At 49.3% G+C, this 21,909-nt stretch carries 19 protein-coding genes; 8 read left to right on the top strand and 11 right to left on the bottom strand.

Annotated features, from left to right (window positions below):
- Positions 1 to 167: 167 nt before the first annotated feature.
- The 4 genes from AAIH57_RS10415 (at position 168) to AAIH57_RS10400 (ending at position 5,636) form a co-directional block, all read left to right on the top strand.
- A complete protein-coding gene (locus tag AAIH57_RS10415) occupies positions 168 to 1,319 on the top strand; it encodes a DUF418 domain-containing protein (RefSeq protein ID WP_175398038.1) in 1,152 nt (383 codons plus the stop codon).
- A gap of 230 nt (positions 1,320 to 1,549) precedes the next feature.
- On the top strand, positions 1,550 to 1,984 hold the full coding sequence (locus tag AAIH57_RS10410) for a MarR family winged helix-turn-helix transcriptional regulator (protein WP_430021576.1): 435 nt from the start codon (positions 1,550 to 1,552) through the stop codon (positions 1,982 to 1,984).
- 60 nt (positions 1,985 to 2,044) lie between these two features.
- Positions 2,045 to 3,826, top strand: a complete 1,782-nt coding sequence (locus AAIH57_RS10405; protein ID WP_430021575.1) for an ABC transporter ATP-binding protein — start codon at positions 2,045 to 2,047, stop codon at positions 3,824 to 3,826.
- Complete coding sequence (locus AAIH57_RS10400; protein WP_430021574.1) at positions 3,810 to 5,636, top strand: ABC transporter ATP-binding protein; 1,827 nt, start codon at positions 3,810 to 3,812, stop codon at positions 5,634 to 5,636. Before AAIH57_RS10405 ends, AAIH57_RS10400 begins: the two co-directional genes overlap by 17 nt.
- Positions 5,637 to 5,725: 89 nt before the next feature.
- On the opposite strand, the gene AAIH57_RS10395 is transcribed toward AAIH57_RS10400, so the two are convergent.
- On the bottom strand, positions 5,726 to 7,303 hold the full coding sequence (locus AAIH57_RS10395; RefSeq protein ID WP_430021573.1) for an ATP-binding protein: 1,578 nt from the start codon (positions 7,301 to 7,303) through the stop codon (positions 5,726 to 5,728).
- A 250-nt stretch (positions 7,304 to 7,553) separates the two neighbouring features.
- Here AAIH57_RS10395 and AAIH57_RS10390 point away from each other — a divergent pair, with 250 nt between their 5' ends.
- A complete protein-coding gene (locus AAIH57_RS10390; RefSeq protein ID WP_430021572.1) occupies positions 7,554 to 7,889 on the top strand; it encodes a hypothetical protein in 336 nt (111 codons plus the stop codon).
- Between the two features lie 63 nt (positions 7,890 to 7,952).
- Here AAIH57_RS10390 and mglC read toward each other — a convergent pair whose 3' ends face one another.
- The 6 genes from mglC to AAIH57_RS10360 all read right to left on the bottom strand — a co-directional run bounded on the left by mglC (position 7,953) and on the right by AAIH57_RS10360 (position 16,523).
- Positions 7,953 to 8,972, bottom strand: a complete 1,020-nt coding sequence (gene mglC, locus AAIH57_RS10385; RefSeq protein WP_430021571.1) for a galactose/methyl galactoside ABC transporter permease MglC — start codon at positions 8,970 to 8,972, stop codon at positions 7,953 to 7,955.
- 14 nt (positions 8,973 to 8,986) lie between these two features.
- The gene (locus tag AAIH57_RS10380; RefSeq protein WP_430021570.1) at positions 8,987 to 10,492 is read right to left on the bottom strand and encodes a sugar ABC transporter ATP-binding protein; all 1,506 of its coding nucleotides are present in this window, start codon (positions 10,490 to 10,492) and stop codon (positions 8,987 to 8,989) included.
- Between the two features lie 72 nt (positions 10,493 to 10,564).
- Positions 10,565 to 11,626, bottom strand: coding sequence for a galactose ABC transporter substrate-binding protein (locus AAIH57_RS10375; protein ID WP_430021569.1), 1,062 nt, complete (start codon positions 11,624 to 11,626; stop codon positions 10,565 to 10,567).
- Between the two features lie 133 nt (positions 11,627 to 11,759).
- Positions 11,760 to 12,917, bottom strand: a complete 1,158-nt coding sequence (locus tag AAIH57_RS10370) for a substrate-binding domain-containing protein (protein ID WP_246311043.1) — start codon at positions 12,915 to 12,917, stop codon at positions 11,760 to 11,762.
- Positions 12,898 to 14,721 (bottom strand): cache domain-containing sensor histidine kinase, encoded by a 1,824-nt coding sequence (locus AAIH57_RS10365; protein ID WP_175398027.1) that lies wholly within the window; start codon positions 14,719 to 14,721, stop codon positions 12,898 to 12,900. Before AAIH57_RS10365 ends, AAIH57_RS10370 begins: the two co-directional genes overlap by 20 nt.
- Positions 14,718 to 16,523 carry a response regulator transcription factor gene (locus AAIH57_RS10360; protein WP_430021568.1) on the bottom strand — a complete coding sequence of 602 codons (1,806 nt, stop codon included), beginning with the start codon at positions 16,521 to 16,523 and terminating at the stop codon, positions 14,718 to 14,720. Before AAIH57_RS10360 ends, AAIH57_RS10365 begins: the two co-directional genes overlap by 4 nt.
- A 161-nt stretch (positions 16,524 to 16,684) precedes the next feature.
- Between AAIH57_RS10360 and AAIH57_RS10355 the strand changes: the two genes are divergently transcribed.
- Complete coding sequence (locus AAIH57_RS10355; protein ID WP_430021567.1) at positions 16,685 to 17,197, top strand: hypothetical protein; 513 nt, start codon at positions 16,685 to 16,687, stop codon at positions 17,195 to 17,197.
- 82 nt (positions 17,198 to 17,279) lie between these two features.
- Here AAIH57_RS10355 and AAIH57_RS10350 read toward each other — a convergent pair whose 3' ends face one another.
- On the bottom strand, positions 17,280 to 18,203 hold the full coding sequence (locus AAIH57_RS10350) for a tyrosine-type recombinase/integrase (protein ID WP_430021566.1): 924 nt from the start codon (positions 18,201 to 18,203) through the stop codon (positions 17,280 to 17,282).
- Positions 18,204 to 18,374: 171 nt separating this feature from the next.
- Here AAIH57_RS10350 and AAIH57_RS10345 point away from each other — a divergent pair, with 171 nt between their 5' ends.
- Positions 18,375 to 18,575: a cold-shock protein gene (locus AAIH57_RS10345; RefSeq protein ID WP_175398023.1), complete on the top strand. Its 201-nt coding sequence runs from the start codon at positions 18,375 to 18,377 to the stop codon at positions 18,573 to 18,575.
- Positions 18,575 to 18,955: an HU family DNA-binding protein gene (locus tag AAIH57_RS10340; RefSeq protein ID WP_312884350.1), complete on the top strand. Its 381-nt coding sequence runs from the start codon at positions 18,575 to 18,577 to the stop codon at positions 18,953 to 18,955. The genes AAIH57_RS10345 and AAIH57_RS10340 overlap by 1 nt, the downstream gene beginning before the upstream one ends.
- Positions 18,956 to 19,227: 272 nt before the next feature.
- Here AAIH57_RS10340 and AAIH57_RS10335 read toward each other — a convergent pair whose 3' ends face one another.
- Genes AAIH57_RS10335 through AAIH57_RS10325 form a run of 3 tightly spaced genes read right to left on the bottom strand, consistent with a single transcriptional unit; the run spans position 19,228 to position 21,908 of the window.
- The gene (locus tag AAIH57_RS10335) at positions 19,228 to 20,028 is read right to left on the bottom strand and encodes an ABC transporter ATP-binding protein (protein ID WP_175398021.1); all 801 of its coding nucleotides are present in this window, start codon (positions 20,026 to 20,028) and stop codon (positions 19,228 to 19,230) included.
- A gap of 25 nt (positions 20,029 to 20,053) precedes the next feature.
- Positions 20,054 to 21,067, bottom strand: coding sequence for an ABC transporter ATP-binding protein (locus AAIH57_RS10330; RefSeq protein WP_175398020.1), 1,014 nt, complete (start codon positions 21,065 to 21,067; stop codon positions 20,054 to 20,056).
- Between the two features lie 4 nt (positions 21,068 to 21,071).
- Positions 21,072 to 21,908 carry an ABC transporter permease gene (locus AAIH57_RS10325; protein WP_175398019.1) on the bottom strand — a complete coding sequence of 279 codons (837 nt, stop codon included), beginning with the start codon at positions 21,906 to 21,908 and terminating at the stop codon, positions 21,072 to 21,074.
- Position 21,909: the final 1 nt, after the last annotated feature.

The following is a 21,909-nucleotide window of genomic DNA, read 5'->3' as shown; positions in this document are numbered from 1 at the left end:
AATTTGTTATTAACAATTAGATAATAAGAATTTAACACAGCTTTTTTCCTCCGTCAATATTTCCCATACTCTATGTAAAAGCCATTCTTTCAGTTGTTTATTTTAATACAATTGTGTTATATTGTTTTTAATTCAGTCGTGTTATAAAAAGAGGAGGTTACGCCGTAATGAAAAGAATCGTGTTACTGGATGTTCTCAGGGGATTTGCTATTATCGGTACACTGGGTACAAATATTTGGCTCTTTGCCTATCTGGGCAACTTGAACAAAATGTTTGGAGATCCCCTTCAGCCATGGTGGGCCACAGGTGATCGCATATTGCAAACGCTGATGCTTTTGCTGGTAAACGGAAAGTTTCTCGGCCTGCTTACACTTCTCTTCGGAGCTGGCATGGAATTAAAGAGGCAAAAAGCACTGCGCAAAGGATACACCTGGCCTGGCATTTACATATGGACATGTGTGCTGCTGTTCATCGATGGTTTGCTGCATTACACGTTGGTCATGGAATATGACGTGTTGATGAGTTATGCGATTACAGGCATCATGGTGTCTTTCATCATCCACCGTTCCCGTCGTTTCATTTTGATCATCATGGGGATCATGGGCAGTATACACTTCATTGGAGTGGGCGGAATTACAGCATTGCTGGCACTTTCAGAGTCCGGTTCTTCCTTTAATGGCATGGAGATAATTACGCAGCTATATGCAGCGGGAACGTGGTGGGAGCAAGTCCTGTTCCGGCTCAGCAACTTCGTTTTCTTCCGAACGGAATCCATCGCGATTATCCCTCTTAATATATTTCTGTTCTTGTTTGGTGCCCTGCTCATGCGTGCGGGCGTATTTTCAGACCACCCTTCTGCACGACGTAAACGCCGCAAATTAATGAACATCGGACTTGCCGCAGGCATTCCGCTGAACCTGCTCCTGCTGATCCCCGGAGGAATGATGGACCTGTTTGTTCGTTACATCAGTGCCCCCGTCCTTACGCTGGGCTATCTTGGTCTGATTGCTTACCTGTTGGAAAAAAATACTTTGCCCCGCCTCTTCGAACGCTTAGGAGAAATCGGCAAGATGGCGCTGAGCTGTTACATTTTGCAGAACATTCTGGCTTCTGTACTCTTCTATGGTTGGGGTCTGGGATTAGGTGGTCATCCGTCCTCGCTTCTGGTCTTATCTATGTGGGCCGGCATCTGTATCCTGATGATGTTATTCTCACATGTTTGGCTTCGCCAATTTTCGCTGGGTCCGGTCGAGTGGCTTTGGCGCAAGCTCTCCATCTCTCCTGCAGCCAAACATCCGTCACGATCTGAACCAATGTAATATCGAGCTATCCCCCTTCTATCCATTTGTAAAATGTTCTCCTATCCAAACAGGGCTGCGGATCCTATCCGGAGCCCTGTTTTACTGATTGCAAATACAACCTTCCCTTGGAGTTAGGGGGCGTTCTCAAACCCAGTTAAGTGCACGTTTTTGATATCACAAATCTCTTGACGATATGTCAGATAAAACCTATGATTTAGTTAGTCGACTAATTAAAAGGATGAGAGCTTATGAATTCAGCCCAAAATGAACGGCTATTGGCGCAGTTATCGGAACTCGTGAAGCTGCAGCGTTATAAGGTTCATGAGAAGCTTGTTAACCACCCCGAGCTGTACCCCGGACAACCGCCACTGCTGTTCCAGCTTGACCGGGAAGATGGTCAAACCCAGAAAAGTCTGGCCGAGCAGCTTCGCCGCGCCCCTGCAACCGTTACAGTCATGCTCAAACGCATGGAAACTGCGGGATATGTAAGGCGTGAAGCCGATCCGAATGATCTGCGTAGTCTGCGTGTCTATTTGACCGACCAGGGACGGGCAGCGCTCAAAGATTTGAGAGAAGCGTTCCAGGCACTTGAACGCCAGGCTCAGGAAGGTTTTACACCAGAAGAGACACAACTGATGTCAGCGCTTGCACAGCGCATGATTCAGAATCTCCGTGAATCCTGAGTCATGTGTGGTTTTTTACAGCATGATTCCAGGTCATAACTGAATGAGGTGATTTTCCTATTGTGGACGTTAAAACGATTTTTGACCCCCTATAAGACAGCGGCCATACTCGCTCCACTACTCATGGTACTTGAGGTCGCCATGGACCTGCTTCAACCGAAGCTGATGTCCAGCATTGTAGATGATGGTGTACTTGCGGGGGACCTGTCCCACATTGTGCGCACAGGACTGTTCATGCTTTTATTTGCCCTGATCGGCTGGGTTGGTGGTGCAGGCTGTACGCTCTTTTCCAGCAAAGCATCTGTTGGCTATAGCACCGATCTGCGTCAGGAACTTTTCGATCATATCCAAACCTTTTCCTTTCGTAACCTGGATACGTTCCAGGAAGGGTCGCTGATCACGCGGCTAACGAGTGATATTACCCAGATGCAGACATTTGTGCAGATGCTTCTGCGGATGTTCATCCGTTCGCCCATGCTGATTATCGGCAGTATTATTATGGCCTTCACGATCAGTATCAAGCTGGCCCTGATTCTTATGATGACCGTGCCCGTTCTCTTTGTTATTTTGTATATCCTCATATCCGCTTCCTACCCGCTGTTTGCCAGTGTGCAGAACAAGCTGGATAAAGTGAATGCCGTTCTCCAGGAAAATCTCGCTGGTATGCGCGTCGTTAAGGCTTTTGCCCGTGCCGTTATGGAGAAAAAGCGTTTCAACCAATCCAATGAGGATTATACGGGAACAGCCGTAAAAGCCTGGCGCATTGTTACATTGAATGCACCTGTCCTCAGCTTGATGCTGAATGCGACGATTGTGGCCGTATTGTGGTTTGGAGGCTTTCAGGTTGTAGGGGGCGATATTGCAGCCGGGGATCTGATTGCTTTTATCAATTACGTAACCGTAGTACTCTCTTCCCTTACCTCCATCGGCATGATGATGATGAGTTATTCCCGTGCCAAGGTATCTGCCGCGCGGATCAACGAGGTTCTCTATACGGAGCCGGATATTCAATCCGGTCATGAGCCTCACAGGGAAAAGGCACTGCCAAATCAGGTATATTCGATGCACCCTGATCCGGCCTCCATGCCCGCTAACAGAACAGGTGAGGTGGAATTCCGGGATGTCTACTTCCGTTACGATGGCGAAGATGCTCTCACGGGAATTACGCTTACAGCCCGTGCCGGGGAAAAAGTGGCGTTACTCGGTTCCACAGGTTCAGGCAAAACATCACTCGTTCAGTTGATTCCCCGCCTGTACGATGCCTCGCTGGGTGAAGTGCTTGTAAACGGAGTCAACGTGCGGAACTGGGATCTTCAGCTGCTTCGCAGCCGGGTGTCCATCGTATTGCAGGAATCCATTCTGTTCAGTGGCAGCATCCGGGATAATATTGGTTTCGGCAGACCAAATGCCACCGATGCCGAGATTCGTGCTGCGGCACAGGCAGCGGCAGCGGATGAATTTATCACGAACCTGAAAGATGGTTATGACACGGAGCTGGGACAACGGGGAGTCAATCTCTCCGGCGGGCAGAAACAGCGTATTTCCATTGCCCGTGCCCTGCTCATGCGACCGGAGGTTCTTATTTTGGATGACAGTACAAGTGCAGTTGATCTGCGAACCGAGGCAAGCATTCAGCGAGCACTGCATTCCCTGATGAAAGACAGCACAACTTTTTTGATTGCACAGCGCATTTCCTCTGTGAAGGATGCAGACTGCATTTATGTGCTTGACGAGGGGAAAATCGTTGCAAGTGGTACACATGACGAGCTCATGACCCACTCCACACATTATCAGTCCATCTATTATTCACAACAGCGGAAGGAGGATGTTCAATTTGGCTAAACCTGCAACTTCCTCCACACAGCCACCTGTCGTCCCTCCCATTGGAAGACCGCCAGGCCGGGGAACCGTTCCCAAAGTAAGAGCCAAAAATGCCAAGCATGCCATCCTCCGAGTCTGGTCGTACATGGGACGCCATCGCAAAGGGGTTATCGTGGCTCTGGCGCTTACCGCTCTGGGAACACTGCTTAATCTGGCAGGGCCCTACCTTCTTGGGCGTGCCGTCAATGAGCATATCGTTCCAAAAGTGACAGATGGTCTTTTGAAAGACTGTCTCCAGCTGCTGACTGTATACGTGCTGAGTTCGCTTATGATGTGGGGGCAGTCCTATGTCATGATCGGTGTCTCCCAATTGACGGTGAAGGATCTGCGTCAGGCTTTGTTCTCCAGGTTGCAGCAGCTGCCCATCAGCTTTTTTGACAAAAATCAAAGCGGAGATCTGATGAGCCGGGCTACCAATGATGTCGATAACGTCTCCACCACGCTGAACCAGAGTGTCACGCAATTGATGTCCAGTGCCATCCTGCTCGTTGGTTCACTGTCAATCATGTTTGCGCTGGATCTCCGGCTGACACTCCTCAGTCTGGTGACCGTGCCATTGATCACGATCGCCACCAAGCTGATCGCTTCCAGGACCCGCAAACATTTCTCTGCCCAGCAGAAATTGCTCGGGGAGCTGAATGGTTTTGCGCAGGAAACGATTGCCGGACAAAAGGTGGTCGCCGCCTATAACCGTCAAGAGCAGGCACACAAGCATTTTATGAACCTGAATGAAAAACTGCGTACATCCAGTACGCAGGCTCAAACCGTATCCGGACTGGTCGGACCTACGATGAACGTCATGAACAACATTGGATTTGCCATTCTGGCAGCAGTAGGTGGATGGATGGCTTACCACGATCTGACGTCAATTGGACTGATTGTGAGTTTTCTCGCTTACTCCCGCCAGATTGAGCGGCCGATCAATGATCTGGCGAACCAGTACAACCTGATCCAGGCAGCTATTGCTGGTGCTGAGCGTGTGTTTCAGATTATCGATACACCGAGTGAATATGACGAGAAACAGCAAAAACAATTGAACCACATTCAGGGCAAAGTTGTTTTTGAAAATGTGTCTTTTGCATACAGTTCCGAAAGAGAGATCTTAAAAAATGTCAGCTTCACCGCTCAGCCTGGCGAGATGATCGCCCTCGTCGGACCGACAGGTGCAGGCAAAACAACCATTATCAACTTACTCCCCCGCTTCTATGAGATTACAGGCGGAAGAATTACCATTGATGGCTCCGACATCTCGGAACTGGAAAAGGACCACCTTCGGCGCGGGCTGGGCATCGTGCTGCAGGATGCCTACCTGTTCTCGGGGACCATCCGTGACAATATCGCCTATGGCAAGCCGGAAGCTACAGATGAGCAGATCAGGCAGGCAGCCGAGCTGGCCAATGCCCATTCATTCATTCGCAAGTTATCCCAAGGTTACGACACCCCTATTATTGCGGGCGGAAGCAACTTTAGCCAAGGGCAGCGGCAACTGCTGACGATCGCCAGGGCCATCCTGGCGGATCCAGCCATTCTTATTTTGGATGAAGCAACCAGCAGCATTGATACCCGTACGGAAATGCAAATTCAAGAGGCGATGCGTACATTGATGAAAGACCGGACCAGCTTCGTGATCGCCCATAGACTGAGCACAATCCGGGGGGCTGATCAGATCCTGGTCATCGATTCAGGTCAGATTGCCGAGCGAGGTAATCATGAAGATCTCATGCATCAAAAAGGGTTTTATTATCAGCTTCAACAAGGGCAGCAAAACTGATTCACCGCTTGCCCTTCCAGACAAAACGCCGCACGAGGTTCCGTTCTTCGGACCTTTGCGGCGTTTTCTTTTGGACTTGAGCGTAACCTCTATTCTACAATCATTACAGGCAGCTCCAGAGTAAACGTGGACCCAACTCCCACTTCACTTCGCACCGTAATTTCCCCATTATGATCATGGGCAATCTTCTGGCAGAGCGCCAACCCAAGTCCTGTCCCTTCTTCCTTGGTTGTATAGAATGGATTAAATATCTCGGCAAGGGCCGGCTCCGGTATACCGCTTCCCGTATCTCTAATGGATGTATAAGCTTTGTCTCCCTCATGAAAAAGAACAATATGTACCTCTCCCGGATCATCCATCGCTTCAAAGGCATTGCGTATCAGGTTAATCAGCACCTGCACAATTTTGTCCCGGTCCATATGCACCATAACTCCTTGCCCGGTCAACTCAAGCGAAATCCGGTGACCCCGTGATGCTGCATCCGATTCGGTTAATGAAAAGACGCGTTCAAGGCAGTGACCCAGCTTCTCCGGTTTCATTAGATGTGCCTGTGGTTTGGAGAATTGCAAAAACTCGGCTGTCAGGTCCGTTACCCGGATAACCTCACCCATAATCACTTCGTACCACGGAGCAATATTGTACGCTTGTCCGCGTGACAGCTGCAAGAATCCACGAATCGCCGTGAGCGGATTACGGATTTCATGCGCCATGCCGGCTGCAAGTTCTCCAACAGCCCTGAGCCTTTCCGAACGGTAGACCTCTTCTTCATTCTTAATCCACTTGCTGCGCTGTGCCTGAAATAGTCGCTCCTCTGCAATCGTTATTAACTGCTGGAGGGTCTCTGCTGTCTCCGGATAGACCGAAATGCTATACGTAACCTGTAATCCTTTCAGATCGGTGGTTTGCATCGTACTCATTCGTTCCTCGATACCCGCAACCTCGGGCAAAATGATTGAAAATCGATCTCCCGCATAGCGGGATACCCCATACGCATCCGCGAAATGTCTGGAGATGCTGTCCCCTGTCCCCGTTATAATCGTGCTCCAATTGTCTTCCACTTCCTTGTTGAATCCGTTGAAATTCTGAATATTCAGAAGGATTAAGAAAAAGGAACGCTCCTTGTCAGCCGTCTCTTGCAGTGCATTCATATATCCTTCGTAGTTGAGCATACCAGTAAGTGGATCGTGTAGGGTGAGGAAATAATTTTTTTCGCGCAATCTGCGTTTCTCGGCTTCGCTATTAATCAGTGTATGGTACAGAAAAATAATCACAAAAGCTGTGAGTACATCAAACAGGGAAACGAGCAGTGTGTAAGCATCTATGGTGACATAGGAAAGGCGAATCGAAGTATATTCCAACACGAGCAGGAGAGAAATGGGCAGAGTCTGAACTACTCGCTGTTTGTCCTGAATCATCGTCATGATGAGCAGATAATACAGCATGTTACACCAATTCAATTCACTGAAGTAATGAAACAGTCCAAGGAAGATCCACTGGATTTTTTGCAATACAGGATATCGTCTTTCCCCATAAATACTTGCAACAAACAGGGATCCCGCAATGATCATCAATGTGAGGCTGGAAGTGCGGCCCAGAAAATAGGAGGACAGGATTACAAGCAGGCAGCCCAGCGGGAATATAACCCTTTTCATCGTGTACGTTAGCAAACAGCCTCGCCCCCTTTGACAATCTACTCACATCTAACATTTTATTTACATGTATTATAGCCATAATGAGTAGCTAATGTTGTCGATTAATGGAAGCTCTCCAAATTGGAATGGAAGGTCTCATGGAATAAATACCCATATACATTCTGTATCGAACAATATTTCAGAACACATTTCATCTTTTTTCCGGTATGTTATACTACAATAATGGATTTATTTTCAATAAAATCCGGAATGTGAAGGAGATTTCATGATACAACAAAGAAAACCAATTGGTTTGGGCACATTTTCTCTGCTGGTCATAGCTTTGGGATTTGCATTTAATTATGCGTGGGGACCTGAGGATTTTCGTTTCAGTTACTATCTCTTTCATCAGATGAACTGGCCAATCTATAGCAATGGAAATGACGGCCTCCATTTGCCTTTTGTAGCAACTGCATTTTTCTGGGTGCCTGCTGTGGTGATTGCTCGAAAATATGATTATCATTACGGTACCCGCGTTGCATTCAATGTCGCTCGATTCATGCTGATCTTCTGTATCTTGGGGCCATTAGTTCTAGTGCTAAATTGGATCATTCATTCATAAAGAAGAAGCCAGCGCTCTGACGTTCCAGAGCGCTGGCTTCTTCTTTCTTACTAATTAACATAACTATTTCTTCGCCATATATTTACGGATATCAAATGCAACAGCCGCAACGATAATCAATCCTTTGATAATCAGCTGCCAATATGGGCTTACACCGATAAAGGTGAGGCCGTAGTTGATCACCCCGAAGATGAGAACACCTGCCATAACACCCGGGACTGTACCTATGCCTCCTGCAGTGGAAACTCCACCCACAACACATGCCGCGATGGCATCCAGTTCATACATGTTGCCGTAGTTATTCGTTGCACCACCCGTACGTGCTGCCTCCAGCACACCACCCAGCCCATACAACGCTCCCGCAATGGCATACAGGGCGATCAGATTGCGTGCCACATGAATCCCTGATACATGCGCTGCCTGAATGTTACCGCCGATGGCGTACATATTTTTGCCCAGACGGGTTTTGTTGAAAACGACCCAACAGATTAACGCGACAGCAATCGCGATCAGTACAATATAAGGGATCGAATAACCACCGCCCAGATCAATATATCCCGATCCGATAACCGTAAAGTCTGGTCTGAGTCCTCCAATCGGCTGTGACTGATTCGGCTCTGTATCAAAATAAATCGAGTTCAAACCATACACGGCTACCATCGTTCCCAATGTCGCGATAAAAGGAGGTACGTGCAATTTGGCTACAATAATTCCGTTCACCAGCCCTACGACCAGACCGGCTACAATTCCGATAACGATAGGCAATCCTACGCACAATTGTGGCAGATCGGGGAAGAACCGATTCGCGTACTCATCAATCTGCAGCATCGATGCAGATACCACTGCCGTCAGACCAACCACCCGTCCTGCAGACAGATCGACTCCACCGGTGACAAGGATGAAGGCCGCCCCCAGTGCGATGATGGCCCGAGTGGAGGATTGCTGTAAAATATCCCGAAGCGTAGAGAATGCAAGGAAGTTCGGATCGGCAATGGCAATACCAATGACGAGCAAAATCAGTACGATAAAGATGGCGCGCTGCGTTACATATTGCTTCACCTGATTGATTACTTGTGTGTTCATCTGTTCCCTCCTGTCTAAGCCATCCGCTGCTGAGCGGCCAGCCTCATAATTTCCTGCTCTGTTGCCTCGGCTCCCTCTACAATACCGGTCAGCCTTCCTTCGCTCATGACCATGATCCGATCCGACATGCCCAGCAGTTCAGGCATCTCCGAGCTGATCATAATAATGCTTTTGCCCTGACGGGCCAGTTCGGTAATAATGGTATAAATTTCAAACTTGGCTCCCACATCAATGCCTCGTGTCGGTTCATCGAGCAGCAAAATTTCCGGATCGGTCAGTAACCACCGCGCCAAAAGTACTTTCTGCTGATTACCCCCAGAGAGGTTGCGAATCAGCGTGTTAACCGAAGGCGTTTTGGTTCTGAACTTCTGGGTTTGCTCCCGTGCCTCTTCGCGCCCCTTTTTCTCATCCAGCAGTCCCACTCGGTTTCGATATCGTCCCAGACTCGCAATAATCGTATTTTCATACACCGACAACACCGGAAAAATTCCCGTAACCCTCCGTTCCTCGGTCAGCAAAGCCATGTTATGACGTTTCGCTGCGGCTGGTGAGTTGATCTTCACTTTGCGTCCGTGAATGGAGATCGTACCTGAAGCAAGTCCGCGGAGCCCAAACAGGGATTCAATCAGTTCCGTCCGCTGCGCTCCAACGAGCCCGCCAATGCCGAGCACTTCGCCTTTTCGGAGCTCAAACGTTATATCCTTGAACGACTGAGGCTGGTTCGAAGTCAGGCCTTCTGCCTTCATTATCACTTCTCCCGGAACATTGGTCCTTTCCGGAAAACGTTCGTCCAGATCACGCCCAACCATCCGGGTGATGATCAGATCCGTGGTCAGCTCAGCCGCATCCCAGGTACCGACGACGAACCCGTCACGCATGATGGTCACTTCGTCCGAAATCGTAAGAATTTCCTCCATTTTGTGCGAGATGTAAATGATCGATACGCCGCGGCTCCGAAGCTCATTAATAATGGCAAAGAGCTGTTCCACTTCCTTGCCTGTCAGGGACGAAGTCGGTTCATCCATGACAATGACTTTGGAATGAAAAGAGACCGCTTTGGCAATTTCCATGGATTGAATTTTGGATACGGATAATGTTCCTGCCTGCGCTTTCGGATCAATATCCAGATTCAGATCCTCAAACAAGTCCAGGGTATCGGCATACATTTTCTTCTCGTCGACCAGTAACCCTCTCATTGGAAAACGCCCCAGCCATATATTCTCCATCACAGGACGGTAAGGCACCGGATTCAGCTCCTGATGAATCATGGATATCCCATGCTCCAGCGCCGCTTTGGAATTCGGAATGTCTGCCTCTTTTCCTTCGATTCGGATCGTCCCTTCGTCCGGTCGATACATGCCGAACAGACATTTCATCAGTGTGGATTTGCCTGCTCCATTCTCCCCCATCAGGGCGTGGACCGTTCCTGGCTTTACTTTCAGCGTAACCTGACTAAGTGCCTGAACACCCGGAAATGCCTTGGAGATGCCATCCATCTCCAGCAGATAAGGTGATTCCATGTTGGTTCCTCCCTTCCATATGCCCAGAAAAAAGGACGCCACCTGTAAGACGGACGTCCCTCTCTGCTGCTGTTATTGGGCGTCGGCAATGTTGTCTTTCGTAATTTTCTTGTAGGCGATCCAGACATATTTGCCATCCGTAATGTCATACCCCGTATTTTCCTTCGTAGGCGTCTCACCCTTAGCAAGCACGGAAGCCAAAGCCACTGTCGCAGCGCCCTGGTTCTTGGCGTCATTCAATACGGTCCCCAGCATCGTGCCGTCCTGGAGTGCCTGAATGGCAGGAGCCGTCGCATCCACGCCTACAACAGGCATTGCTTTGCCGTCCTTGAAGTACCCTGCTGCCTTCAATGCCTCAATGGCACCCAGTGCCATGTCATCGTTGTTGGCAAGCACAGCTTCGATTTTGTCGCCATGGGAAGCGAGAAATGCCTGCATTTTCTCCTGGCCTTTGACCCGGTCCCACATCGCCGTATCTTCCGCCAATGCCTCTACTTCAATACCGGCATCCTGGATCGCCTGTACGGAATATTTGGTCCGCAGCTCGGCATCCTGATGGCCCGGCTCCCCTTTCAGCATGACGTATTGCAGTTTGCCATCCCCGTTTTTGTCCGCTTCCGGATGGGCCTTCCAGTAATCCACAATCAGCTGGCCGGAGATCGTACCCGACTCTTCAGCCTTGGCGCCCACGTAGTAGACTTTATCCCATTTGTTCATGTCTTCGGCTACCGGTTCACGGTTCAGGAAAACGACAGGAATGCTTGCCGCCTTGGCCTTGTCAATGATGACGCCTGCTGCCGTCCGATCCACCGGATTTACGGCCATGGCACTGTATTTCTTGGATACAAAGAGATCCACTTTCTCATTCTGGGTCGGCTGTGCGTTCTGGCTATCCACGATATCAAGTGTGGCTTTGCCTTCTGCCGCTGCCGTCATGGCATTCCGTACGCCCGTCATGAACGTATCATCGAATTTGTAGATCGCGACACCAATCTTCGGCGTTTCCGTACCTCCTGCTGCCTGCTCTCCTGTGTCCGTTCCTGTACTTCCGCCCGCACTGTCCCCGCCGCTGCTGCAACCAGCCGCAGCAACCATAAATGCGGTAAGCAGCAATGTCATCCACGTTTTCTTCATATCCTAATGACCTCCCCCAAGTTCATTCGGCTTCACCGATATCTTTATTATGAAAGGGTTTACACCATTTTCGAATACAATATCTTCATCTGTTTTATCGAAATCTTCCTCTGTTGATATATGTCTTCCGTCTTCATTGCACAAAAGGAAACAGCAGCTTCTGGTTATCCATCCAGAACATATTATCGGTGCTTACCAGCTTCGTTTCCAAAGTTACTCTCGTCTGGACCTGTTGATCATTCAGCCGTGCCACCGCCTGGTTCAATCCAAGATAACCTGCGCTGAAGCCATTTTGCACAATGAGGTGCTGGAACACCCCTTCCTGCAGCTGCTCCAGCTGCTGCTGTTCACTGCCAAAACCAACGATCTTGACCTGATGTTCCAGCTTGCGGCGATGCAGTTCATCAGCTGCGCCCAGAGAGGCCGGTTCCTGAAGGGCAATGAAGCCGTCCACCTGCTGCTCATCCAGCAGCTGCTTCGCTGCCTGCCAGCACACATCCCGGGTACCGCATACGGATTTGGGTTCGACCTGAATCTCAGGATACTGCTCCAGTGCTTCCAAGACTCCCTGCTCCCGGTGGATCAGCCCTGGATTCACCGGATCCGGCCCCAGCAAAGCTACGCTGCCTCGCCCTCCCAGAAGTTCGGCCATCGCTTCACCTGCCTGGCGTCCGGCCTCCACATTGTCCATAGAAATCACACTCGTTATGCCCTTCACGGGAAACTCATCGTTGAGAACAATGACCGGAATACTCATTTCGCTTGCATTCTCAGTCTGTGCCTTCTGAATGATCTCGCTTAGCGCCTCCTCACTTAGTGGATCAACCAGCAAAGCGGAAGCCCCCTGCTCCAATGCCTGTGTGACCGCCCGAATCTGCGCCTGTTCGCGTGAACTGTACGCCCCGACACCTTGCCCGGATAATTCCTGCAGCTCCATCTCTAGGTGGATCATCGAATCAGGATTGGCTGGTGCATGGGTTGGCGCCTCAGACGGAAAAGCCTCCACGGTCATCAGTTCAGCCCCATTTTCCTTGGCCGCTGCTTCTGCTCCGAGCCTTATGGCTTCGGCAAGTTCACCTGTTCCTGCAGGCGTAATCAGAGCGACACGAGGTGGTGGCTGGACCGAATCCGCATTGGATATACCACAGGCTGTACCAAGGAACAGACAGCAGCTTACTGCAACGATCCCCATGAAGCTGCGTACACCGAGGATGGACGGACTGAACTCATTAAATGGATCTGTACTGACCATCCTGCCAATGGACGCCTTGTTAGCCTTGTTCTTCATCATGAATTTTGCCTTCCTCCCGTTCGCATTGAATCGGAATCCGAATCCAGACTGTCGTTCCTTCCTCCAGTTCGCTCTCGAACTCAAGGCCGCAGTCTTCCCCATAGTAGAGCCGAATTCGGTCATGCACATTGCGCACGGCTACACCTGAACCCGCACCACTCTTGACGATGGGACTGCCACCCAGTAGTCCTGACACCTGCTCCGCTGTCATGCCGACACCATTGTCCGTGATGCGAAACACCAGCATCTCCTTTTCCCGATAAACACGGATCTCAATACAGCCTTCCTCTGTGTGATACTCGATACCATGCACGATGGCATTCTCGATCAGCGGCTGAAGTACCAGCTTCAGTGTCAGGCAATCCAATATATCCTCATCGGCATCGATGCTGAACCGGAATTTGCGCTTGAATCGCATCTGCTGAATCGTCAGATAATGATGTGCGTGTTCCAGCTCTTCGCGGACGGTAATTATGGTCTTACCTTTGCTGAGGCTAATGCGGAACAAACGGGAGAGCGAGGTGATCATGGTAATTACTTCGTCATTACGACTCATGCCCACCATCCGCACGACAGAATTCAATGTGTTATAGAGAAAATGAGGATTAATCTGGGCCTGCAGCGCTTCCAGTTCGAGACGCCGTTTCTGTTCCTGTTCATGAATGATCTCATTCATCAGGGTGCGAATTTTGTTCACCATCAGGTTGAAACGACGGGATAACCGCTCCACTTCAAGTGGTCCTTGGATGGTCAATTCCACGTTGAAATCCCCTCGTTCCACAGCCTTCATCTTCCGTTCCATGCGCCGGATCGGGCGTGTCAAACTGGAAGAGAGCAGCATGGATACGAGAATGACGAGCACCAAAACAACCAGCAACACCCGGATGAGATAGCCATTGACCTCCTGGCGGGTCGTCATAATTTCATCCAGGTAGGCCACTCCAACGATTTTCCATCCGATATTGGCAACAGACTTCACGGTATTCAGCCGTTTCTGTCCATCGGCTTCATCTTCATAACTGCCCGTGGCGACCAAAGCCTGTTCGATATTTTCACTTTTGAGTCCCATGTACATCAGCTGCTGCTGCGGATGATAAACGATATTGCCTGCGCTCTCGTCGATGATGTAGACGTATCCCCGCTGCCCCAGACTGACCCGCCGGCTCAGTTCATCCATCTGTTTGAAGTTGATATCCACCAGTAGAATCACCTGCCGATCCTGACCGTTTTGCCGCACCGTAATCCCTTTACTCATCGATACGACCCATTTGTAGGGCCCGGCATACATATTCTGGATATGAGGCAGTGAAAAACTAAGATGGTCCGGCACTCTGAGCGCAGATTGAAACCACCCTTGCTGTGTCACATGGGCGCTTGGTTTTAAATCTGCCGTAGGTCTGTTCTTAAGCAGCTCGCCCTTGGAATCGAGCAGGGTAATCGAGATAATGTCCTCCCGGCTGCTGAGCAGTGTATCAAGCTGTTTGTCCACCTGTTCCCCTTCCCATGTCCCGTCCCGCAGCATATGCTCCTCAATGGCCCGGTACAGATGCGACATGCTCCGGACATAGTCCTCGAGGTTGTAACTGACCTGATCCACAATCTGTCTCGTCGTCAGTTCGGCGCTGCGTTCGGCAGCTTGTGTGAATTTATCGTGCAGAAGCAGCGCCATCACGGTGAGCACCAGTACGATGAAGATGGAAAAGGACCACGTGATAATCGACCGGATACTGCTAACCTTTGAAGACCGAAGACGGGAACGCATTCTAAGCCATAATTGTCCCATCCGTCCGGCAAACGCTCTCATCGTTCTGCACCATCACTGGTTGTCAGCGCGGATTGCTTGCGATATTCTTTCGGCGAAATGCCAATATGTTTCTTGAAGCAAAAGCTGAAATAATTCGGTTCGGCGAAGCCTACCCGTTCCGCGATCTCAAACGACTTCAGCTCCGTGGAGCGAAGCAGTTCCTTGGCCGCCTCCATACGGATCTGCATCAGATACTGCAGGAACGTAAGCTGCACTTCTTTTTTGAAAATACCGCAAAAATACCCTGAACTGATATGCAGATGGCCGCATACCTTCTGTATGGACAGATCAGGATCGGCGTAATGTTCCTTCGTAAACAGCAGCGCTTGCTCCACGATATCTTTGTACACATGCTGGCGTCCGCTGGCAATCCGATGTTGTACGAGCATACAGACATCCCGCACTTTGCTCTGTGCCTCGAATAATCCAGGTAAACGGAACAAATCCGCATACAACTGAAATCCTGCACCGAAGATATCTTCCATGTCCTCTCCCGATGCCTGTGCCGCCTTCCAAACCGTTGTTAAAACTTCAATCAGATATAGCTGGATGTCACCTCGTCCATGCTCTACCGTAATTTCCCGGAAAATGATCCTCAGGGCGTCTTCGAGCTCTACCTGGGTTCCTGCCTTGAGACAGCGGGTCAGTGCCTGCTGCTTCAACTCGTCGAAACGCAGTTTGCCTGCAGTCTGCCGCTCCACATCCGCAATATAGATGAGTGAATCGGTTCCCGGCACAAGTCGGTAGTCGAGCGCCAGCAGTGCATCTTCATAAGCATGTTTCACATCCGTGAGTGTATCCACCATTGCCCCTGACCCCACTGTGGCCGGGATGCGCAAGTAATGATTCATGCTCCGGATGACATTTTCGAGTGCCTGCTGCTGTCTTTTCTCCCCCTCCGGATGACCCCATCGGTCAACAAAAAGCAGAACAATGGCCTCCTGGTGCATAAAAGCATGTCCTGCCCCATGTTCCGTCCACACCTCTGATGCAATGTTAAGTGCAGCGAACTGCTTCAGCTCCGCATCCTCGGATTGACGCAATGATCCTCCGGTTTCATGTTTATCCGTTTCCACCGATCGTTGGCCTGCACCGGCTAATTCCGATTTAAACGTACCCTCATGGCCACCATTCTTTTTCCCGTCTCCCTCCAAATGCAGCGTTAAAACAGATACCCCGTACCGCTCACCCTGCAAATCCAGCCCGCATTGTTTCGCTTGACCATGAATGTACGCAGGCGGCTTCTGCCGATGCAGCAGGGTAGCCATCAAATCGGCCTGCACCAGCGGCAGGCTTGTATAGTAATGATCCCGCAGCTGCTGGACATCTTTGCGTTCTGCCACTTCAGATGCCATTTGCGCCCGAAGACGGGTCAGCAGTTCCGTCAGATGTCCGGCGGAGAACGGCTTCAGCAAATATTCGTCCACACTCAGTGAGACGGCCTGCCTGGCGTAATCAAATTCATCATAGCCTGTCAAAATGACAACTTTCACGAGTGGATTGCGTTCCCGCAATCTTCGTGCCAGCTCGAGTCCATCCATAAACGGCATGCTGATATCGGTCACCACAATATCCGGCTCAACCCTTTCGGCCATCTCCAACGCTTCGCGGCCATTCTCTGCAAGGCCGACAATCCGCAGATCCAGTGCTTCCCAATCCACCTCTACGACCAGCCCTTCGCGTACATCCTCTTCATCATCCACCAGCAATACCCGGTACACTTGCGAATTCCTCCCTTTATTTGAGTGGGCTGCGCGCCACAAGCCATATGTCAGCATGTTGCTAAATTCAATTCTGCTCATTCCTCCAAGGTTGCCATCATACTATACAATATTATTTCATTTATGTAACCGCTTACTTTAAATGATTCCAAACTCCTATTCCGATTACTTACATCTTATATTTATGGTAAATTATAGTCATCTATTCTGTTCAAAAAATGCGAGAAGGGAGTGTCATTCCATTGAATAGATTACAAGCAGGGTTGGTAACCACAGGAATTGGTGCAATATTGCTCTGTAGTGGGGCAATCACGGAAACTATACGCTCCGAACGACTCCAGTCGTCCACGGAATCATCAAGGTGGGAAGATCATTCTGAGGAATTGAGAAATAAATTAACACGCTCGTGGAGCGGGGGATTAAAAGCAATTCATAGAGTGATGGGTAGTGATGATGATAAGGAAAACCTAAATGAATGGAAGCTATATTATAGTTTGGAGCATGCTATACATCAGATTCCCCACAAAGAGCGCTCCTCCTTTATTGATCTCTATTACAGCGATACCCGCAGAACTTTACTTGAAAATGGAGATACCCTGCCTGCTCTTCTCCTCAATCCTGACCACTCAAAAGCAATTCAGTTCTGGGAAAAGCATGATGGTACCTATGCGATCATTACAATGGAGAAACAACTGGATCAAGATGGCAAGCGCAAATGGCTTGAAAGTGGTACGCAGATCGTCAAGAAGCCCTGATCCGCTTAAAGAGTTCAGGGCTTCTTGACTTAAGTCCAGTTTTAACAGAATCATTGCGAATATGATAGACCCTTCCCGCCCTTCAATCCACTTCAGATGGTGAGCTATCTTTTTCTTGCTCTGAGAGATGAACATTCAAACCTTTTACATAAATCATCGTTGTGTCCGGATTGGTGTGCCCCATTATTTCCGCCAAACGGTGCAGTGGAGTTCGCTCTGCCATGGCATAGCCAAACCGATGACGCAGATCATGTGAACTTAGCCCCTCCAGTCCGGCTGCAGTCATCACCTTTTTAATCAAATGGCGCAGTGCCCTCTCGGTCAGACGATCGTTGGTCTTCTCGGAAGGAAACAGGTAAGGGCTATGCGGATCCAAACCTGCCATATATTTCTTCAACATCAGATTACACGTTTTGTTCAATGGGATTTTCCGCTGTCCGTTTCGTTTATCGGCTCGCACGGTAAGCTGCCCACTTCGTTTTCCCAGTTCAATATCAACCGGCTCGAGGTTGCATACCTCCATCGTCCGTAAACCCGTATGGAACATGAGGGTCAGGATTGTCTGATCACGAAGTGAGTTGCCCTGTTCGACCGCAGAGAGGAATGATTGTTCTTCCATGGCTGTCATTCGGCGAGGGCTCACCTTGTCCTCCGGAATGAATTTCAGAGGTTTGGAAGGATCACTGCTGATCCTGGATTCCGCTGCAGCCCATTTGAAGAAACGCTTCAGTGTGATAAGTCGGCGATTAATGGTCGATGGCTTCAACTGCAGCACATTCTGTGAATGATCCCGGTAGCTCGTTAACGTCGATGTATCCACGTCTTCAATTCGCATGAGATGTTCTTTTGCAGCTGCACTTCCTTTGTACCATTCGATAAAATGTTTCAGATCACTCGCATATTCCCTTAATGTTTTGGGCGTTAGCTCTCCCTTATTCGTAAGCATATGTATGAACTCCTGAACAACCAATTCCCCTTGTGCCGGAACCCCAGATGCCTTGCTCATTTAAAAAAACCTCCAAATCTTGACTTATATTAGCGGACATGGTATTATCATATTAATCGATACATTAGCGGACATCAAGTCTGTGGTTTGAATATACCTGATCAGTGTTAATTTCTCATTAGCCCTAATCAAAATGGTCGTTTAAAAAACTTATTTTTTTGGAGGAATCACATGCAAACAGGTACAGTGAAATGGTTTAACGCGGATAAAGGCTTCGGCTTTATCGAAATTCAAGAAGGAAATGACGTTTTCGTTCATTTCAGCGCAATTCAAGGCGACGGTTTCAAAACTTTGGATGAAGGACAACGCGTTCAATTCGAAGTAACTCAAGGTAACCGTGGACCACAAGCTGAAAACGTTACGGTCATCTAATTATATTCAAGCTGCCTTTACAGGCAGCTTTTTGTTTTTATTCCGTTTCTGACCTACCAGATCACAGTCCGACCGAATACCAAATCAAACAAAGCGAGGGATTACACATGGATAAGGAACAATTGATTGCCGAAGTAGCCAAATCTGGCGGTTTCTCCAAGAAGAACGCTGAAAAGGCCGTAACTGTCGTACTCGATTCGATTTTAGAGGCTTTAAAAGAAGGCAAGGAAGTTCAGCTTGTTGGATTCGGAAAATTCGAGGTACGTGATCGTGAAGCGCGTATGGGCAGAAGTCGGAGAACGGGCAAAGAAATCCAGCTTCCTGCAGGGAAAGTTCCCGTATTTACAGCAGGATTAACCATGAAAGAGGCACTTAATTAAGGCAGCAAACCCTGTATTGGAAAGAAGGTTTTCATTCAAACAAACAACAATATATATAATGTAAATGTCGTATTTTCTACCGTTGATGATATTCTTAACTATTATTCCGGCAAGCAGACGAACCAGGATAACGCGAAAGATCACACCCATTCAACAGCCCCATCAGCAGAGTCTGAGCAGACCCTACCACCACCCACTCGCTGAACGAACCCTTTCATATTGGACTACAAAAGCCCTGTTCCGCTGTCATCCGGTCCAGGGCTTGATTTATGTTAATCCAGCACCCAGGGAGAATGAATCTTGGGTACATCGTTAATCAACTGTCTTGTATAAGGATGCTCCGCATGGTGAATGATTTCCTCCGCTTTTCCTGCCTCCACCATCCGCCCATGTTCCATAATACAGATCGTGTCGCTCACATAATAAGCCAGACCCACATCATGGGTGATAAACACAATGGTCATTCGATTCTCATCACGCAGCTTGAGCAGCATATCCAGAATCGTGGAACGTGAACAGGCATCCACCATGGAGGTTGGTTCATCTGCAATCAGCACTTTCGGATGCAGCATGAAGATCCGGGCAATCATCAGCCGCTGCATCTGTCCACCTGACAGCTCGAACGGATATTTGTTGTACAACTCCTCAAACTTCAGGTTCACGAAGGAACAGGCTTCTTTCATTTTGGCGTATTCCTCATCATCACTTAGCTTCAATCCTTGAAGTTTGATACAATCCACGAGCAGCTTCTCTACCCGATGAAAGACATTGAACGATGAAAATGGATCCTGGAAAATGGCCTGAATATCCTTCCAATAGGCTTTACGTTCACGATAGCGCCTCAGCTGTCTCGGCTTTCCATTGTATTCAATGGCCCCGCTTGTTTCCTTAAGCAGTCCCATTATCATCTTCGCAAGCGTGGTCTTGCCGCTGCCGCTCTCGCCAACAATCGATATAATCTCGCCTTGGTGAAAATCAAAGCTGACATCGTCTACCGCCGCCTTTTTACGGTTGCCTGTACCGTATACCTTCGTCAAATGACGGCCGCTAATCAGCACTTTGCCCATCGCCATGCGGGTTCACTCCTTTCGGGAGTCATTAATCAAGCTGCTCCTCTTTCCTGATCTGCTCCAGGATTTCCGGTGTCAGCAGGCAGCGATAGATCCGTTCATCCACATGGATGTTCTCAATCTTGCCCTGACGACAGTCGTCCGTAACCAGCGTGCAGCGTTCTGCAAATCGGCAGCCTTCGGGCACATGCTTCAGATTCGGCGGGGCTCCCGGGATGGCAGCAAGTTTATGCTCCTTCATCCCCTCTTCCGGCACAATAATGGATCCCATCAACTTACGTGTATAAGGATGCAGCGGATTGAAAATCATCTGCTCTGCCGTTCCCCGCTCGACAATCTCCCCGGCATACATGACCATGATCTCATCCGTGACATGATACAGGAGCGGCAGCTCATGGGTGATAAATATCAGCGACTTAATGACTTCCCGTTTCAGCAAATCCTTCAAAAGGCGGATGACCGCCTTCTGTGAAGTCACGTCCAGGGCGGATGTCGGTTCATCCGCAATGAGCACTTTGGGGTTTAAAATGGTGGAGATCGCGATCACCGTTCGCTGCTTCATGCCACCGGATAACTCATTCGGATACATATCCAGCACGTCCGGGGACAGATTCAGCGATTGGAAGCGCTCGGCTGCCATCTTCCGTACCTCCGTACGCTTCATCCCCGGGCGATGTTCCTTCATGATATCTTCGATGAATCGGATAATGCGCAGTGTGGGATTCAGCGCATTCATGGCGGCCTGCGGAATATAGGCAATCTCCTTCCCCAGAATACGGGAGCGAAGCTGTTCCTTGTTTAGCTGCATAATATCCGTGCCATTGATTTGGATCGAACCACTACCATAATGGAGGGGTGGGAAATAAAAACCCATCAGACTGAGCGCAAGTGTTGATTTGCCACAGCCGGACTCCCCCGCAATGCCCAGCGTCTGCCCTTCTTTCAGTCCAAACTCGACCCCGTCGACCGCAAAAACGTTCTCTTTGAGCCGGGTACGATAATAGGTTTTGAGGCCGCTGACCTGAAGTATAGGTTGGTTCATGGTCTTAGCTCCTTATTTTCGGATTAAAGATTTCGTCCATGCCTGTATTCATCAGATAGAGCGAGAACGTAATGACAGCGATGGCAAATGCCGCAGGGATAAATGCCCACCAGGCTCCTGCCACCGGGGCTTCAAACACCAGTGCCCAGTTCATCAGAATGCCGAGTGATATTGTGTTATACGGACCGAGACCCAGCATCGAGATTGAGGCTTCGGACAAAATGCCCGAGGCTGTCTGAAGCACAAAAGCCATGACTACATAAGACGCGATATACGGCAGAATCTCATGGATAATGATGCGCGGTGTGCTATGTCCCGAAATCTTTGCAATATGCACATGATCCCGGCTGCGCAAGGATGTCGTCTGAGCGCGTACCGCCCTAGCTGTCCATGGCCAGCTCGTAATTCCGATAATGATGGCCGTCACGAGGGAGCTGCGGGAATCGATACTGACCGAGATGAGAATCAAAATGATGAATGATGGAATCACGATGAAAATATTTGTGACCGCAGTCAGAAAATTATCCAGCATGCCCCCGATATACCCGGAGACCAAGCCCATGACCAGCCCAATCACCGTCGCAAAAACACCCGCAATCAATCCCACCCGTATGGAGGTCTGAATGCCATACATTAATTCCAAAAAGATATCGCGCCCGAAATTGTCCGATCCCAGCAGCAATCCATCCCCAGGAGGCTGAAACGCCATTGCAATCATCTCCAGCGGGTCACTGCGATTAATGAGCGGATAGATGGTCACAAGCAGCAGCATGCCTACAAAAGTCACCGCACCAATCATAAACTTGGGCGACTTCAGCAAAATAGAGATCGAATGCTTCATG

Source organism: Paenibacillus sp. MABNR03, assembly GCF_050455445.1.
Lineage (GTDB): Bacteria > Bacillota > Bacilli > Paenibacillales > Paenibacillaceae > Paenibacillus > Paenibacillus xylanilyticus.
The sequence above is the reverse complement of the archived record's forward strand: the minus strand, read 5'-3'. Positions and strand labels throughout refer to the sequence as shown.